Genomic DNA, 15939 nt, shown 5'->3' with positions numbered 1-15939 from the left:
TTCCGCGGAACGCCCACCCTGCCGTGGTTCGGGACGGCGTCAGCTCCTGATGTCACGGCGCTCGAACGCGGCCGCCGCGCCCGCCACGAGGCAGCCGGTGAGCACGACCAGGCCGGCGAGGCCCAGCCAGTTCGGATCGCCGGTCAGCGCGTCGTTCACCGCGGCGTGGTGGAAGGGGGACAGCACCCGCCAGGACCGCAGTCCCCCGGCCAGCGGGGACAGGGCGTCGAGCAGGTACGTCAGCAGCCCCAGGCCGACGGGCACGGCCACGGCCAGGCCCGGCCTGCCGGTGAGCGCGCCGAGCAGCAGTGCCAGTGCGCCGAACGGCAGCGCCACCACGGCACTCGCCAGCACCGCGAAGACCAGGTGCGGCCAGGGGACCCCCAGCCCCGCCACCGAGTCGCCCACCAGCAGCACGACAGCGAACGCGACGGTGACGGCCGTGAGCGAGCCCAGCACCGCGACCCCCTTGTCCAGCACCAGGCGGGTGCGGGAGATCGGGTTCGCCAGCAAAAGGTCCATCGTGTGGGCTTTCTCCTCGCCGGCGGTCGCCCTGGCGGCCTGGCCGATCGCGACGCCCAGCAGGACCAGGGGCGCCAGGAAACCGAACACCTCGCCCTGCAGGTAACCGACACCGCTGGCGAGCGACTGCTCGACGTTGAACAGGGCCTTGAACGCCTCGGGGTACGAGTCGAGCAGCTTCTCGAAGTCGCCGGCCGCGTCGCGCACCGCGGGGTAGACGGCGAGCTGCAACAGCACGCTCGCCACCAGGGCGATGCCCCAGCCGACCGTGCTGCCCCGGTTGTCGCGCAACGACTTCGTCACCAGTTCAGCGGACATCGGAGAGCCCCTCGGTGTAGTGGACGAAGATGTCCTCGAGGTCGGGTTCGTGGCTCGTGACGTTCACCAGCGGGAACCGGGCCGCGGTGCGCACCAGTTCGCCGACGGCGCCGCTCACCCGGCAGCGGACCTCGGTGCCGCTCACCTGGACCGCGTCCCGCACCCCCGGAACACCGCTGAAGGTCGCGGCCGCCACCTCCTCGGCGAAGGCGAAGGTGAGCTCCCGCACCGCGTTCGCCTTCAACGACGCCACGGCGTCCTCCACGACCAGCCTGCCGTCGAGCAGGATGCCGACCCGGTCCGCCACGTGCTCGACCTCGGACAGCACGTGCGAGGAGAACAGCACCGTGCCGCCGCCGTCGACGTACTCGCGCAGGTAGGTGTGGAACTCCCGCTGTGCCAACGGGTCCAGCCCGCTGGTGGGCTCGTCGAGGATCGCCAGGTCGGGACGGTGGCCGAACGCCTGCACGATGCCGAGCTTCTGCCGGTTGCCCTTGGAGAGCTCGTCCGTCCGGCGGTCGAGGTCGAGGTCGAGGCGCTTGGCCAGCCGCTTCGCCTCGCCGGGATCGGGCCTGTCCCGCAGCGCGCCGCAGAAACCCAGGTACTCCGCACCGGTCAGGCGGTCGTACAGCACGAGGTCGCCCGGCAGGTACCCGATGCGGCCGCGCAACCGCGGGGACATGGGCGAACCGAAGAGGGCGATGCTGCCCCGCGTCGGCCTGATCACGTCGACCAGCAGGCGCAACGTGGTCGTCTTGCCCGCGCCGTTCGGCCCGAGCAGCCCGTACACCTCGCCGGGCCGCACCTCGAGGTCGAGGTCCCGCAGCGCTTCCGTTCTCCCGTAGGACTTGCAGAGGCGCTGTGTGCTGATGACGTTCATCGCACACCTCCCGCTTCCGCGGAACGCCGGACGGTGCGCAGGACCGCACGGCTGATCACGCCCACGAAGGGGGTGCTGATCCGCCAGTAGCGGCGGAAACTCAGCCAGGCGCGCGGATCGGTCAGCACCACCCGCACCTCCGCGGTCACCAGCGTGCGGCGCTGGCCGTAGGCGGAGGTGGAGAGGGAGCAGACGACCTTGGCGTAGCCGGGTTCGGCGAAGTCCGCGAAGTCGCGCGCCTCGACGTGCGCCCACTTGACGACCGGGCGCCAGAACTGGCCGACGGCACCGAACGCGATCTCGTGCCCGGGGTCCTCCCCGAGCACGACCCAGTCGGTGCCCGCGTCGAGGTCCTGGAGCGTCAGCCGCGTGCGCTGCCGGGGCGGCCGGTCCTCCCGCCACCTCTCGGGCAGCGCGCGCAGCCCCATGGCGGCGTTCACGAGGAAGCCGTGCAGGTCGGTCAGGTCGAGCGAGTGCAGCGCCTTGTACGTCGACGCGGGGTCGGCCTCGACCACCAGGTGGTCCAGGCGGCCGAAGTCAGACCTGGGCGCGAACCGGTCGGCGAGGAGCGGGGAGGGTGGGGACGACACGGTGTTCCTCCTGGACGGATCGGTGCACCACGAGCACCGGGCAGGGCGCGTGGTGCAGAGCGGCCCTGGTCACGGCGCCGCAGGTGCGGGTCTCGCCGGGGCCCACGACGATCAGGTCCGAGTCGGAGCAGCGGCTGATCGCCTCGTGCGGGTGGCGGCGCACCAGCACGGCGGTGTGGGGACGTCCGGCGAGCAGGGCGGTGGACCGCTCCAGGACCCAGCTGTGGTCCTCGTCGAGGTCGTCGCGCAGCAGCGGCAGCGGCGCGGCGTGCAGCACCCGGAGCGCGGCGTGGTGGACGCTCGCGAAGTCCGCGGCGCGGGCGAGGACGGCGGCGTCGTCGGGGCCACCGCTGACGAGCGCGGTGACGCGGCCGTGCAGTCCGCGCCGGGCGGCCTGCGTACCGCGCACCACCACGGCGTCGCAGTCCACACCGCACACGACGGGCAGGACGTGACCGCCCAGTCCCAGTGCCGAGCCGGACCGCCCCCGGTGGCCCAGCACGACGAGCTGGGCCTGGAAGTCGTCCCCGGGACCGTGCACCTCCACTTCCGCCTCGACGAGCGCGGCGTGGGCGGTGGCCCAGCGCACGACGTCGTCGATCCGGGGAGAGCCGTCTGCGATCACGACAACAGGTTCCATCTCTCCACGGTGGTCCGGCACCGCTCCCGTTCCCAGTGCGAAGGGGGCACACCGCGCAGGACGAAGGTCCTCCCCGCGCGGGGCCCGGAGCCGCTGTGGGCGTGACCGGTGAGGCAGCACCGTGTGGTTCCCCATCACAGAAGGGCACGACCATGAGCACGCTGACGTTCCTCGGCGGCACCGGCACGGTCACCGGCAGCAAGTTCCTGTTCGACACCGGCGGGTCCCAGGTCCTGGTGGACTGCGGTCTGTTCCAGGGCCTGGCGCCGTTGCGCCGGCGGAACTGGCAGCGACCACCGCTGGACCTGGACCGGCTCGACGCCGTCGTGCTCACCCACGCCCACCTCGACCACTGCGGATACCTGCCGGTGCTGGTGCGCAACGGGTGGCACGGACCGGTGTTCACGACTGAGGGCACCGCGGACCTCGCCGGCATCGTGCTGGCCGACAGCGCCCACCTGATGGTGGAGGAGGCGCGGCAGGCCACCGAGTCGGGCTGGTCCAAGCACCAGCCCGCCCTGCCCCTCTACGACGCCGCCGACGCCGAACGCGCGACCAAGCTGTTCCGCCCGATCGACTTCGGCTCCACGCGGTCCGTCGTGAGCGGGGTGGACCTGGAGTTCGGCCGTGCGGGCCACATCCTCGGGTCGGCGTGGGCGCACCTCACGACGGGCGACCGCAGTGTGGTCGTGAGCGGTGACCTCGGCAGGCCCGCGCACCGCGTGCTGCTGCCACCACAGCCGCGCCCCGCCTGCGACGCGTTGCTGATCGAGTCGACCTACGGCGACCGGCCGCACGACGACGCCGCGGCGACCGCGCTGTTCGCGGAGACGATCCGCCGCACGGCCGCACGGGGTGGCAGCCTGCTCGTCCCCTCCTTCGCGGTGGACCGCACCGAGGTGGTCCTGGTCGAGCTGGCGAGGCTGGTGCGGGCGGGGGAGATCCCGGACCTGCCGGTGTTCGTGGACAGTCCGATGGCACTGGCGTCGTTGCGCGTCTACCGGCAGGCGGTCGCGAAGTGCTGGCCCGAGATCCGGCCGGAACTGGGCGACGGCGAGGACGCCTTCGACCCCGGCAGGCTGGCGGAGCTGCACACGGCCGCGCAGTCGATGCGGGCCAACGACCCGAAGGAGCCGTCGATCATCATCTCCGCCTCCGGCATGGCCACGGGTGGCCGGGTGCTGCACCACCTGAAGCACATGCTCCCGAACCCCCGGCACACCGTCCTGGTCGTCGGCTACGCGGCGGTCGGCACGCGGGCGCGCTCGCTCGTCGACGGCGCCCGCGAGATCAAGATCCACGGCCGGTACGTGCCGGTGAAGGCCGAGGTGCAGGTGCTCGACGCGTTCAGCGCCCACGCCGACGCGGACGAACTGCTGGCGTGGGCGACGAGCGGTCCGGCGCCGGCGACGACCTACGTCGTGCACGGCGAGCCGGAGAGTGCGGCCACCTTGGCGAACCGGCTGGCGATCAAGCACGGGTGGACCGCCGTGGTGCCGAGGGACGGTGAGCGGGTTGTGGTCTGACCCGCTCAGTTCGCCGTGTTCGTGGGCTCCAGCAGCAGTTCGGCCACCGCCCGGCGCGGCGTGGCGGGGACCGGGCTGCCGAACCCGATTCGCAGCACGGTCTGGGGCACGAGCGTGCCGCCCAGTTCCCGCCGCAGTTCGTCGCGCACGGGCGCGACCTCGATCGGCTGGGACATGAACGACGCGGACAGGCCGAGCGTCGTCGCCGTGAGCAGCACCCGTTCCATCGCCTGACCGGCCTGGAGTTCGCCGAGCGCGCCGGTGTAGTGGGAGCACACGACGGCGACGAGGGGGTTGGACTCGTAGTCCTTGCCCCGTGGGCGTTCGTGGTTCTGCCCGGGGTGGAAGTCCCGGAACGCCCACTCGTCCTGCGCCTCCGGGCTGAAGCCGGCGGAGGCGGGCGGGATGCCGTCGGTGGCGCCGGGGCGGTGACCGGTGACGGCCGCGAGCTCGGCCATGAGGCCGGGGTCCTCCTGCTGGATCTGGTGTGCCTTGCGCACGAGCTTCTTCAGCCGGGCGATGTCGTCGGGGGAACCGACGACGTGCAACCAGGACCGCTCCAGTTCGGCGGCCCGCACCAGCGCGTACCGGTGCCGTGCGTCCACACCGGACTCGAAGAAGGGCCGCCTGTTGGTGCGGCGTGCGGGAATGGCCCTGAGCAGGGTCCGCGTCTCGTCGTCGGGCGTGAACACACCGCCCCGGCGGACGGTGGCGAGCGCGTCGGGCGCGTCCTTGCCGGGCAGGACCGTGACCAGCGGGCGGACACCGAAGGCCTGCAGTGCGACGCGCAGGTTGAACAGCGCGGCGCCGCAGGCGAGCCGCAGTTCGTGGCCGTCGGGGTCGATGGCCGAGAGCCGGTAGTCCCTGTCGGGGTGGAGCTCGATGCGGTCGGGGCGCACCAGGAACCGCCACGGCTGGCTGTTGTGGACGGACGGGGCGAGCGACGCGGACCTGAGCACGGCCTCCACCTGCTCCGGTGTGAGCCCCAACGCCGCGATCATCTCGACCATCCCGCCACCTCGTCGGCCAGTTTGCAGAGTGTGATCTCCCACTTTCACCCGCGTGTGGCATGCGCCCCAGCGCCGAAGGTCCCGATCTGACCGGGACTGCTTGGCCTGGTGGGACCGACGTGCCAAGGTCGGTTCATGACGGGTTCAGCTGAGAGCCGGTCGCGCAGTCTCCTGGGCGGGCTGAGACTGGACGACCTGCTCGACGAGATGCGCGAGCGCCTGGCCGAGATCGGGTCCACCCGGGACAAGATGCAGGGCCTGCTCGACGCCGTTCTGGCGGTCGGTGCCGGTCTCGAGCTCGACTCGACCCTGCAACGCATCGTCCAGGCCGCGGTGGAGCTCGTGGGGGCCCGGTACGGCGCGCTGGGCGTCCTGGGGCACCGGGACAACCTCTCGCAGTTCGTCTACGTCGGCATCGACCCCGAGACGCGGGCGCACATGGGCCACCTGCCGGAGGGCAAGGGACTGCTCGGCCTGCTGATCAAGGATCCGCGCGTGATCCGCCTGCACGACCTGAGCGAGCACCCGTCCTCGGTCGGCTTCCCGCCGAACCACCCGCCGATGCACAGCTTCCTCGGTGTCCCGGTGCGGGTCCGCGACGAGATCTTCGGCAACCTCTACATGACGGAGAAGTCCGACGGCGCCGACTTCACGCCGGACGACGAGGTGGTGCTGGAGGCACTGGCGGCCGCCGCCGGCGTGGCGATCGAGAACGCCCGGCTGTTCGAGCGGTCCCGTCTGCGCGAGCGGTGGCTGGAGGCCACCGCGGAGATCAACTCCCAGCTGCTGGGCGGCGCCTCCGCCGAGGACGCGCTCCAGCTGATCGTGCACAGGTCGCTCGAGCTGGCGTCGGCCACGAGCGTGGCGGTCCTGCTCACCGACGGGGCGGGTCAGGCGATCCACCCGGCGGCCCAGGCGGGAATGCCGCTGGTCGAGGGAACGATCGACCCCGCGGGCACCGTTCTGCACGAGGTGCTGGAGTCGGGAGCACCGATGCTGGTCGAGGACCTGGAGGGGTTGTTCGGCGAGAACGGCACCGAACTCGGCGCCTGCGTCGTGCTGCCGCTGCGCGCGGGCACCGCGGTGACGGGGCTGCTGGTGACCGCGCGGGAGAAGGGCGTGGTGCCGTTCGGGGCCGACCTCGTGCCCCTGCTGGCCTCGCTGGCCGACCAGGCCGTGGTGGCGCTGGAGTTCGCGGAGAACCAGAGGGCCAGGCGGTTGGTGGACGTGCTGGAGGACCGCGACCGCATCGCCCGCGACCTGCACGACCACGTGATCCAGCGGCTGTTCGCGACGGGGATGAGCCTGCAGGGGGCGCTCGCCTGGGTGAACCACCCGGAGGCCAAGCGCCGCGTCCAGAAGGCGGTGAACCAGCTCGACCAGACGGTGCTGGAGATCCGCACGTCGATCTTCGACCTGCAGGCGGCCGACGACGACGCGGGGTTGCGGCGCCGGTTGCTCGACATCGTCGCCGAGCTGACGGAGGGCGCGGCGGTCACTCCCGCCGTGCGGATGAGCGGCACCATCGACAACCTGGTGCCCGACCACATCGGCGAGCACGCGGAAGCCGTGGTCAGGGAACTGGTGAGCAACGCCCTGCGGCATTCGCGGGCGACCGAGCTCACCCTCACCGTCGAGGCGGGCGATGCGCTGGTCATCAGCATGGTCGACAACGGCGTCGGCCTGCCGCCCTCGGTGGCGCGCAGCGGCCTGCTCAACCTCGAACAGCGGGCTGCCGGGTACGGCGGTTCCTGCACCGCGGCGAACGAACCCGGTGGCGGTGCGAGGGTGACCTGGCAGGTTCCGCTGGAGTGAGCGGGGCCTGCGCTCAGCCCTCTTCGAGCGGCGCCGGTTTGACGAGCTTCGAGGCGAGCACGGCGGCCTGGGTGCGGCGTTCCAGCCCGAGCTTGGCGAGCAGGTGTGACACGTAGTTCTTCACCGTTTTCTCGGCGAGGAACATCTTGTCCGCGATCTGCTTGTTGGTGAGACCCTCGCCGATCAGGTCGAGCACCGTGCGCTCCTGCTCGGTGAGCATGCGCACCGGATCGCCGTTCTCGCGTTCGCGCCGGATCCGGTTCAGCAGCGCCGACGTCGACCGCGCGTCCAGCAGGGACTGCCCGGCGGCCACCGTCTTCACCGCGTGCGTGAGGTCGGTGCCGACGATCCGCTTGAGGACGAACCCGGACGCGCCCGCCATGATCGCGTCGAACAACGCCTCGTCGTCGGTGAACGACGTCAGCATCAGGCACCGGAGGTCGGGCAGGCGGGACATCAGCTCCCGGCACAGCTCGATGCCGTTGCCGTCGGGCAGCCTGACGTCGAGGACGGCGACGTCAGGCGCCACCGCGGGCACCCTCGTGAGCGCCTCGGTGACCGAGGCGGCCTCGCCGACGACCTCCAGGTCCTCCGAGGCGCTGAGCAGTTCCCTGATCCCGACGCGGACCACCTCGTGATCGTCCACCAGGAAGACTCGCGCGACCACCGCTACCACCTCTCGCTCGACGACGTCGAATCGAACGATCCTCCACCGCGGTGACCAGGCACAGGGACCAAAGACTCTGATCAACGGGAGCGCAACGTCTTGCGGACCCGCTCGAACTCCTCGGCGTCGATCTCGCCCCTGGCGAGCCTGTCCTCGAGGATGCGCAGAGCGGAACCGCCGTGGTCGTCGCGGCGGCGGACCAGGAGCACGACGACCGTGAGCAGCACGCTCCAGAAGAGGACCATGCCCAGCATCATCACGACGAATCCTCCCCAGCCCATCGGGGTGCCGTAGTACATCACGTGCTCCTCACTCCGTCAGTCGGGCGGCCGCGTGGGTGACGCCCTCGATGTCGCCGGCGGCCGCGTCGAGCAACTGGTGGGCCAGATCGGCGAGTGCCCGTGACACGGCGAGCTCGTCCCCGATCTCCGGGACGTCGCGGTCGGCGGGGTTCAGCCGGGCCTGGCCGAACCCCACCAGGTGGGTCCTGTCCGCGGTGTGCAGGCGCGCCTCCGCCCGCGTCCGCGACTCGTGCTCGTCGATGCGGATCTCGACCGACCACTTCTTGGCGGTGCTCATGGAGCCTCCTCGTCCGGGGGCTCCAGCGTGGAACGGCGCTCGTGGGTGTTCGCAGAGTCGAACTACCCGTACCGGGCGAGCCCCTCCGCCCTGTCCGGCGGGCCGCCGACGGCCGGATCGTCGAGGTATGCGCTGGAGTGCCGCGGAAGCCGCGGAGATCGTGGAGGCAGCCAGGAGAGCGCCCGTGCACAGCGCGGGCAAACCCTGGGTGCTGGAGCTGCACAACCGGTCGGTCTACCTCTACGAGGTCGCGCACAGGTCGTCGCACGACCCCCTGGGCATGGACCGGCTGCTGACCTGCGGCGCGGCCCTGGAGCACATCGTGCTCGCCGTCCGGGCCGCGGGCTGGCACGCCAAGGTGGTGTTCCCCGCGGACCACGCCACCCCCGACCTGATCGCGATCGTCCGCGCCGACCGGCGGCAGCCGCCGGACGAGCAGGAGCTCGCCCAGCACCGGGCGATGCTGCTGCCCGACGGCACGGCCGACGGCGCGGCCAAGTTCCTCGTGTCCGCCAACCACTGGGCGGGCACCGAGCTCCACCCGGTGGACGACGGCACGCTGGTCGTGGTGACGGTCGGCGACGGCCGTCCCGACCACGTGCGCGGTGGCGCCGCCCTGCAGGCCGCGCTGCTCGCGGCGAGGTCGGCCGGGGTGCGGGTCCGCCCGGTGGTGCACCTGATGCACCGCCAGCAGTGGCGTGCGGGGCTCATCGAGCACCACGAGCTGGCCGGATACCCGCAGGCGTTGCTGCTCGTCGGCACGAAGGACCCGGACGGCGCGGGACCAACGACCGCGTCCGCGGTCGCGCCCCGTTCCTAGCGTCGGAGGAAGAGAGGAGGCGCGCCATGCGTGCTCGCGACATCATGACCAGTCCGGCCGTCACGGTGACTCCGCAGGTGCCCGTGCGCGGCGCCGCGGCGTTGCTGGTGTCCCACGGTTTCACCGCGTTGCCGGTGGTGGACGAGGACAAGCGGATCATCGGCATCGTCACCGAGGCGGACCTGCTGCGCAACGGCTACGTCGACGAGGAGGGCGGCAAGACCGTCGGGGAGGTGATGACCACTCCCGCCGTCGCCGTCGACGCCGACGCGCAGGGCACCGTGATCGCCCGGATGTTCGTCGACGACCACATCCGGTGCGTGCCGATCGTCGACGGCTCGGAGGTCGTCGGCGTCGTCACCCGCCGGGACCTCGTGCGGGTCCTCGCCCGCACCGACACCACCGTCGCCGCCGAGGCGCAACGCGTGCTCGACCTGTACGGCGGAGGTCGCAAGTGGACGGTCGTCGTCCGGGACGGCGAGGCCGTGGTCGGCGCGGAGAACGCCGACGAGGAGACCGAACGCGTGCTGACCGCGCTCGCCGGCTCCGTCGCCGGCGTGCTGCGCGTCCGAGTTCTGACGGAGGGAGAGCGATGAAGGGACCTGACGCCCCGGTCGTGGTCGGTGTCGACGGTTCGTCGTCGGCGCTGGCAGCGGTGCGATGGGCCGCCGAGGAGTGCGCCCGCCACCACACCCGGCTCCGGCTGGTGCACGGGTACTCGCTGCCCGTCCGGGGATACCCCGAGATCATCATGACCGGCAACGAGATCCGGCGGGCCATCCAGGACCAGGCGCACGAGTGGCTGACCGAGGCGACCGCGGCCGCCCGTGCCGCGGCACCCGGTGTCGAGGTCGTCACGGAGGTGGTCGCCGACAGCGGGACGCACCTGCTGATCGAGGAGTCGCGGGCCGCGCGGCTGATGGTGCTCGGGTCCACGGGACTCGGCAACGTCACCGGCCTGCTGGTCGGTTCGACGGCGCTGGCCCTCGCCTCCCACGGCGAGTGCCCGCTGGTCGTCGTCCGCGGTACCGCGGTGCCGGACGGCCCCGTGGTGGTCGGCGTCGACGGCTCCCCGACGAGCGAGGCGGCACTCGCCTTCGCGTTCGAGGAGGCGTCCACGCGCGGCTGCGGGCTGACCGCGATCCTGTGCTGGCAGGACTTCATGGTGGAGAGCGCTTACAGCGCCACTCGGTTCACCGTGGACTGGGGACAGGTCGAGGGGGAGGAACGGCGGCTGCTGGCACAGCGACTGGCCGGGTGGCAGGAGAAGTACCCGGACGTCGAGGTGCACCGCGTGGTCCTGCGCGACCGCCCGGTGAGAGCTCTCATGAGGTACGGCGCCGAGGCGCAGCTCGTGGTCGTGGGCAGCCACGGGCACGGCGGGTTCGCGGGCATGCTGCTCGGGTCGACGAGCCAGGCGCTCGTCTACAACGCCCCGTGCCCGCTGGCGATCGTGCGCCAGGCCGGATGAGAGGACCGGGGCGGTCTCCCGTGGTGGGGAGACCGCCCCGGCGGCGTTCCGGTGCCGGGCAGCGGAGAGGGGTGATGACGGGAGTCGTGTCAGTGGTGTCCTGGCTTCGGGATGGGGTTGTTCACCGGAAGTACGGGCGGCCTTCTGGCGCCAGGCACGGGAAGCGCTGTTCACCGACAGGGGAGAGGGCTGCTCACCGAAGTGGTGAGCAGCCCTCGTCTCAGCACGTCCTGCCGGCCGCGGGTGGCGGGATGACCACCACCGGGCAGTGCGACCGGCGCAGGCACTTCGCCGCCACGCTGCCGAGCACGGCCCCCGCGAGCGGCCCGTGGCCACGCGTGCCCACGACGAGGAGGTCGGCGTGGCGAGAAGCCTCGACGAGGTGGTCGGCTGCCTCTCCGACCACCACGGTCTCGGCGACGTCCGGCGCGTCGCGCACAGCCGCCCGCGCGAGCTCCACGGTGGCGTGCAGCTCCTGCGCGGGATGCCGGCGCGGCCTCTCCCCGTACGGGTGCAGGGCCATCGACGTGGCCGGCACGAACACGGGTTCCTGGTGGTAGGCCAGCAAAGCCTCCACTCGCGCGCCGCGGCGCGCCGACTCGTCGAGCGCCCACCGCAGGGCGGCCTCCGCCTGCGTGGACCCGTCCACGCCCACCACGATCACAGGTGTTCTCATCTTCCGCTCCCATCGCTCTCTCCGAGGGTGGTCGCGGCCCGGTCCCGTCGGCAGGGACCAACGTCACGACCGCGGCGAGCCCATCCGCTCTGCTGACGTGCCGTACCGAAGGCGAACCCTCGAACGACGTGCGACGAGAGGACGGGGTCATGAAAGCCGAAGCGGGTGACTGGCTGGTCGTCGAGGGGCCGGTGATCGACCACGGAGGCCGTCGCGGGCTGATCCTGGAGGTGCGGCACGAGGACGGCACACCGCCGTACCTGGTGCGGTGGCTCGACGACGGGCACGAGACCCTCGTGTTCCCCGGGCCGGACGCGCACGTCCTCGCGGCCGGGGACGTGCACCTGCACGCGGACTGAGGCCCGTGGACACCGCGACCGCGCTGGGGCACCTCGCGACGGCGCTCGCGATCGGCCTGCTGCTGGGCGTGGAGCGCGAGCACGACAACGCCCGTGACTCGGTGCGGCCCGCGGGCTCGAGGACCTTCCCGCTGATCGCGCTGGCCGGTGCGATCAGCGCGGCGGTCTCCCCGATCGCGCTCGGGGTCGGGCTGGTGGCCGTCGCGGCGCTGGTGATCGCCTGGTACCTGCGCACCGACGAGGCCGGTGCCACGACGGAGATCGCCGCCATCACGGCGTTCCTGCTGGGCGCGCTCGCCTGGGACCGGCCCGAGCTCGCGGTGCCGGTCGGCGTCGTGGTGGCCGCCCTGCTCGCCGCGAAGCGACCGCTGCACCGCTTCGCGCGCAAGGTGGTGAGCGATCAGGACGTCCGCGACGCGATGATCCTCTTCGTGGTGGCGTTCGTGGTGCTGCCGCTGCTGCCGGACCGCCCGCTGGGACCGTTCGGGGTGCTCAACCCGACCCGCGTGTGGTGGCTGGTCATCGCGGTGACCGTGATCGGCTGGGCCGGGTACGTCGCGGCACGTGCCTTCGGGCAGCGCTGGGGCCTGCTCGTCAGCGGGTTCGCCGGTGGTTTCGTGTCGGGGTCCGCGACGACGGCGGTGATGGGGCGCCGGTACCGGGTGGTCGGTGCGGCGGCGTTCCCCGGCGCTGTGGCGGTGAACCTGGCCACCCTCGCGCAGGTCGTCGCGGTCACCGCGGTGGCGGGTCCTCCGGTCGCCCTCCGGCTGCTGCCCGCCGCCGGGGCGGGCGCGGTGGTGCTGCTGCTGGAGGTGGCGTGGCTCGTCTGGCGCACCGGCCCCGCCGACACCGACGACGAGACCGCGGTGAACAGGCCGATGTCGGTCAGGGCGGCGGTGACGCTCGCCGCGGTTCTGGTGTCGTTCCTGGTGATCACCCGGTCGGCGGCCGAGTGGTTCGGCGGCGGGGGAGTCGTGGCCGCGAGCGCGCTCGGTGGTCTCGCGGACGCCCACGCGGCCGCGATCGCCGCCGCTTCCCTGGCGCCGCAGGCGATTCCCGTCCACACGGCGGTGCTGGCCTGTGGTGCCGCGCTGGCGACGAACACCGTGGTGAAGCTCGTCCTGGCGACGGTGACCGGCGGGCCGGGATTCGCGCTGCGCCTCGGTGGGTGGCTCGTCCCGGTCGTGGCCGCGGTGGCGCTGGGCATGGCCTGGTAGGACGAAAGTCCTGCCGCCCTGGGGACTCCGGCCACTCTCCGGTGATCACGGCGGCCGGAAGGCTCAGGGGCATGAGCGAAGTGGAGTCCCGGCCCGTGGTGGTCGGCGTGGACGGATCCGCCGCCTCGCGGGCGGCGTTGGAATGGGCCGTGGACGAAGCACGGCGGCGTGGGTGCCGCGTCGACGCGGTCCACGTCTGGCACCCGGACTACGGGATCCTCATCGGTCCCGTGCCAGCCGAGGTGATCATGGCGATGTCCCCGCAGGAGATGGAGAAGACGGCGCGGGCGGAGCTGGACAAGGCGGTGCAGGGCTTTGACGGCGTCGAGATCCGCAAGGTCCTCGTCGAGGGCGACCCCCGGACCGCGCTGGTCGAAGCGGCCAAGGACGCCGACCTGCTCGTGGTCGGCAACCGCGGCCACGGTGTCCTCGCCGAGGTGATCCTCGGTTCGGTGAGCAAGTACTGCGTGCACCGCGCCGCGTGCCCGGTGGTGGTGCTCCGGGATCCCAAGGCCGGCGAACCCGAGCAGGAGCGCCACATCCCCGAGCCCGCGCTCCCGCTGACCCCCGGACCGCTGCTGTGAAAGTCCGCACGGGCCACCTGTTCCTGACCGCGGTGGTGCTCACCACTCTCGCGGGAGGAGTGGTGTGGTTCCAGGACCCGCAGAGCGCGCGTACCTGGTGGGCCGTGGCGACCGCGACAGCCGTCGTTCCCGCGGTGTGGTGGGTCGTCGAGGACCTGCGCGCCAAGCGGTTCGGGGCGGACGTGCTGGCCGTGTTCGCGCTCGTCGGCACGTTCGCGATCGGCGAGCACCTCGCGGGTGCCGTCGTCGCGGTCATGGTCGGAACGGGGCACGCGCTCGACGACTACGCCCGGCGGCGCGCCCGGCGGGACCTGAGCGCGTTGCTGGAACGGGCGCCGAGCCGGACCTGGGTCCGGGCGAACGGCGATCTCCGCACGATCGAGGTCGACGCGGTCCGCCCCGGTGACGAGGTCGTGGTGCGCCCTGGCGAGGTCGTTCCCGTGGACGGCGTCCTGCTCGGTGACGCGACGTTCGACGAGTCCGCGCTGACCGGTGAACCGGAACCGGTGACCCGGCTGCGCGGTGAACGCGTCCGCAGCGGTGTGGTGGCCACCGGATCGGTGGCTGACGTGCGGGCGTCCGCGTCCGCGGCGGAGAGCACCTACGCCGGTGTGGTGCGGCTGGCCGAGGAGGCGGCGGCCCGGAGCGCACCCGTGGTCCGCGTCGCCGACCGCGTCGCCGCGGTCTTCCTGCCGGTCGCCGTGCTGGTGGCGGGGCTCGCCGCGGTGCTGACCGGTGACCTGACGCGCGCGGTGGCGGTGCTGGTGACCGCGACCCCGTGCCCGCTGCTGCTCGCCGTGCCGGTGGCGATCACCGCCGGGATGTCGCGGGCGTCCCGCGCGGGCGTCGTGGTCCGCGACGGCCAGGCGCTGGAGGCGCTGGGGAACGTGCGGACCGCGGTGCTCGACAAGACGGGCACCGTGACGGTCGGACGTCCGGTGGTCGTGGACGTCGTGCCCGCGCCGCGGTGGTTCCCGTCGGGAGTGCTGGGCCTCGCGGCCTCGGTCGAGCAGTTCTCCACCCACGCGCTGGCCTCGGCGGTGGTGGAGGCGGCGAGAACGGCGGGCCTGCACGTGGATCCGGCGCAGGACGTGCACGAGCGCCCCGGCCACGGCGTGGGCGGACGCGTCGGGACCGCGGCGGTCTTCGTCGGTGCCCGTGACGAGGAACCCGAGCAGGCGTGGGAGCTCGCCGCCGCGGCGAAGGCACGGCTGGACGCGGCGACGCCGGTGTGGGTCCGCGCCGACGACGGGTACGTCGGCACGCTGCTGCTCCGCGACCCGCTGCGCCGGGAGGCGGGCCGGACGGTGCAGCGGTTGCGCGCGGCCGGCCTGCGGCGCCTGGTCATGCTGACGGGCGACCGGCCGGCGGTCGCGCAGGACGTCGCCGCGATCCTCGGGCTCGACGACGTGGTGGCGAGGTGCACGCCCGAGGACAAGGTCGCGCGGGTCCGCGAGGAACGCTCCTGCGGGGTCACGCTGATGGTCGGCGACGGCATCAACGACGCGCCGGCGCTCGCCGCCGCCGACGTCGGTGTCGCGCTGGGCGGCCGCGGCAGCGCGGCGGCGGCCCAGGCGGCGGACGCGGTCGTCCTCGACGACCGCATCGACCGGCTCGCGGACGCCGTCGAGATCGCCGGGAACGCCAGGCGGATCGCGGTGCAGAGCGCGGCGGCCGGCATGGGGCTGGCGCTCGTGGCGATGGGTTTCGCCGCGCTCGGACTGCTGCCGCCCATCGGCGGTGCGCTGGTCCAGGAGGCGATCGACGTCGCGGTGATCCTCTACTCGCTGCGCGCGCTGCTACCGCTGCGACACGGCAGGGTGCGCGCGGGAACGGCGGGGCTGCTGTCCCGGTTCGACGCCGAACACGTGGCCCTGCAGGAGGTCCGGGACGCGGTCCGGATCGCGGCCGACTCCCTGCACGCGGGTATGACGGAGGAGGCCGCGACGGCCGTGCGGAAAGCCCACGAGCTGGCGGTCGAGCGCCTGTTGCCCCACGAGCGCGCTGAAGAGCACGAGCTCTACCCGGTGCTGACCGCGGAGTTCCGGGATCCGCACGCGACCGTGCCGATGAGCCGCGGCCACGTCGAGATCGAACGCCTGGTGCGCAGGCTCGGCCGGCACCTCGACGAACCCGGCGGCCTGACCGCGGACCAGGTCGACGACCTGCGCGCCACCCTCTACGGCCTCGACGCCGTGCTGCGCCTGCACTTCGCGCAGGAAGAAGAGAGCTACTTCGTGCTCGCGGACCACCGCTGAGGAAGGA

The 15939-nt window shown here is 72.7% G+C and carries 18 protein-coding genes; 9 read left to right on the top strand and 9 right to left on the bottom strand.

Annotated features, from left to right (window positions below; genetic code table 11):
- Window positions 1-39 precede the first annotated feature (39 nt).
- The 4 genes from ND450_RS10395 to ND450_RS10380 are packed head-to-tail and all read right to left on the bottom strand — an operon-like array spanning window position 40 to window position 2950.
- On the bottom strand, window positions 40-840 hold the full coding sequence (locus ND450_RS10395; RefSeq protein ID WP_253325926.1) for an ABC transporter permease subunit: 801 nt from the start codon (window positions 838-840) through the stop codon (window positions 40-42).
- A complete protein-coding gene (locus ND450_RS10390; protein ID WP_253325925.1) occupies window positions 830-1720 on the bottom strand; it encodes an ABC transporter ATP-binding protein in 891 nt (296 codons plus the stop codon). Before ND450_RS10390 ends, ND450_RS10395 begins: the two co-directional genes overlap by 11 nt.
- Window positions 1717-2310, bottom strand: coding sequence for a hypothetical protein (locus ND450_RS10385; RefSeq protein WP_253325924.1), 594 nt, complete (start codon window positions 2308-2310; stop codon window positions 1717-1719). The genes ND450_RS10390 and ND450_RS10385 overlap by 4 nt, the downstream gene beginning before the upstream one ends.
- On the bottom strand, window positions 2258-2950 hold the full coding sequence (locus ND450_RS10380; protein WP_253325923.1) for a universal stress protein: 693 nt from the start codon (window positions 2948-2950) through the stop codon (window positions 2258-2260). Before ND450_RS10380 ends, ND450_RS10385 begins: the two co-directional genes overlap by 53 nt.
- Before the next feature lie 152 nt (window positions 2951-3102).
- On the opposite strand from ND450_RS10380, the gene ND450_RS10375 reads away from it, so the two are divergent.
- Entirely contained in the window at window positions 3103-4476 is a 1374-nt protein-coding gene (locus tag ND450_RS10375; RefSeq protein ID WP_253325922.1) for an MBL fold metallo-hydrolase RNA specificity domain-containing protein, read from the top strand.
- Window positions 4477-4481: 5 nt separating this feature from the next.
- On the opposite strand, the gene ND450_RS10370 is transcribed toward ND450_RS10375, so the two are convergent.
- Entirely contained in the window at window positions 4482-5486 is a 1005-nt protein-coding gene (locus ND450_RS10370; RefSeq protein WP_253325921.1) for a nitroreductase family protein, read from the bottom strand.
- Window positions 5487-5621: 135 nt separating this feature from the next.
- Here ND450_RS10370 and ND450_RS10365 point away from each other — a divergent pair, with 135 nt between their 5' ends.
- Window positions 5622-7301 (top strand): GAF domain-containing protein, encoded by a 1680-nt coding sequence (locus ND450_RS10365; RefSeq protein ID WP_253325920.1) that lies wholly within the window; start codon window positions 5622-5624, stop codon window positions 7299-7301.
- Between the two features lie 13 nt (window positions 7302-7314).
- Here the strand turns inward: ND450_RS10365 and ND450_RS10360 are convergent, their stop codons facing one another.
- The 3 genes from ND450_RS10360 to ND450_RS10350 form a co-directional block, all read right to left on the bottom strand.
- Complete coding sequence (locus ND450_RS10360) at window positions 7315-7968, bottom strand: response regulator transcription factor (protein ID WP_253325919.1); 654 nt, start codon at window positions 7966-7968, stop codon at window positions 7315-7317.
- Between the two features lie 80 nt (window positions 7969-8048).
- Entirely contained in the window at window positions 8049-8267 is a 219-nt protein-coding gene (locus ND450_RS10355) for an SHOCT domain-containing protein (RefSeq protein ID WP_245786358.1), read from the bottom strand.
- A gap of 10 nt (window positions 8268-8277) precedes the next feature.
- A complete protein-coding gene (locus ND450_RS10350) occupies window positions 8278-8547 on the bottom strand; it encodes a DUF1876 domain-containing protein (protein ID WP_089920459.1) in 270 nt (89 codons plus the stop codon).
- A 127-nt stretch (window positions 8548-8674) separates the two neighbouring features.
- Here ND450_RS10350 and ND450_RS10345 point away from each other — a divergent pair, with 127 nt between their 5' ends.
- The 3 genes from ND450_RS10345 to ND450_RS10335 are packed head-to-tail and all read left to right on the top strand — an operon-like array spanning window position 8675 to window position 10838.
- Window positions 8675-9367 carry a hypothetical protein gene (locus ND450_RS10345; RefSeq protein WP_253325918.1) on the top strand — a complete coding sequence of 231 codons (693 nt, stop codon included), beginning with the start codon at window positions 8675-8677 and terminating at the stop codon, window positions 9365-9367.
- Window positions 9368-9393: 26 nt separating this feature from the next.
- On the top strand, window positions 9394-9963 hold the full coding sequence (locus tag ND450_RS10340; RefSeq protein ID WP_253325917.1) for an HPP family protein: 570 nt from the start codon (window positions 9394-9396) through the stop codon (window positions 9961-9963).
- Entirely contained in the window at window positions 9960-10838 is an 879-nt protein-coding gene (locus ND450_RS10335; protein ID WP_253325916.1) for a universal stress protein, read from the top strand. The genes ND450_RS10340 and ND450_RS10335 overlap by 4 nt, the downstream gene beginning before the upstream one ends.
- Before the next feature lie 220 nt (window positions 10839-11058).
- Here the strand turns inward: ND450_RS10335 and ND450_RS10330 are convergent, their stop codons facing one another.
- Window positions 11059-11514, bottom strand: a complete 456-nt coding sequence (locus tag ND450_RS10330; protein ID WP_253325915.1) for a universal stress protein — start codon at window positions 11512-11514, stop codon at window positions 11059-11061.
- A gap of 149 nt (window positions 11515-11663) precedes the next feature.
- Here ND450_RS10330 and ND450_RS10325 point away from each other — a divergent pair, with 149 nt between their 5' ends.
- The 4 genes from ND450_RS10325 to ND450_RS10310 all read left to right on the top strand — a co-directional run bounded on the left by ND450_RS10325 (window position 11664) and on the right by ND450_RS10310 (window position 15932).
- Window positions 11664-11873 (top strand): DUF1918 domain-containing protein, encoded by a 210-nt coding sequence (locus ND450_RS10325; protein ID WP_089920469.1) that lies wholly within the window; start codon window positions 11664-11666, stop codon window positions 11871-11873.
- A gap of 5 nt (window positions 11874-11878) precedes the next feature.
- On the top strand, window positions 11879-13090 hold the full coding sequence (locus ND450_RS10320) for a DUF4010 domain-containing protein (protein ID WP_253325914.1): 1212 nt from the start codon (window positions 11879-11881) through the stop codon (window positions 13088-13090).
- 71 nt (window positions 13091-13161) lie between these two features.
- Window positions 13162-13674, top strand: a complete 513-nt coding sequence (locus ND450_RS10315) for a universal stress protein (protein ID WP_253325913.1) — start codon at window positions 13162-13164, stop codon at window positions 13672-13674.
- A complete protein-coding gene (locus tag ND450_RS10310) occupies window positions 13671-15932 on the top strand; it encodes a heavy metal translocating P-type ATPase (RefSeq protein WP_253325912.1) in 2262 nt (753 codons plus the stop codon). The genes ND450_RS10315 and ND450_RS10310 overlap by 4 nt, the downstream gene beginning before the upstream one ends.
- Window positions 15933-15939: the final 7 nt, after the last annotated feature.

Source organism: Lentzea sp. HUAS12, assembly GCF_024125735.1.
GTDB lineage: Bacteria > Actinomycetota > Actinomycetes > Mycobacteriales > Pseudonocardiaceae > Lentzea > Lentzea albida.
The sequence above is the reverse complement of the archived record's forward strand: the minus strand, read 5'-3'. Positions and strand labels throughout refer to the sequence as shown.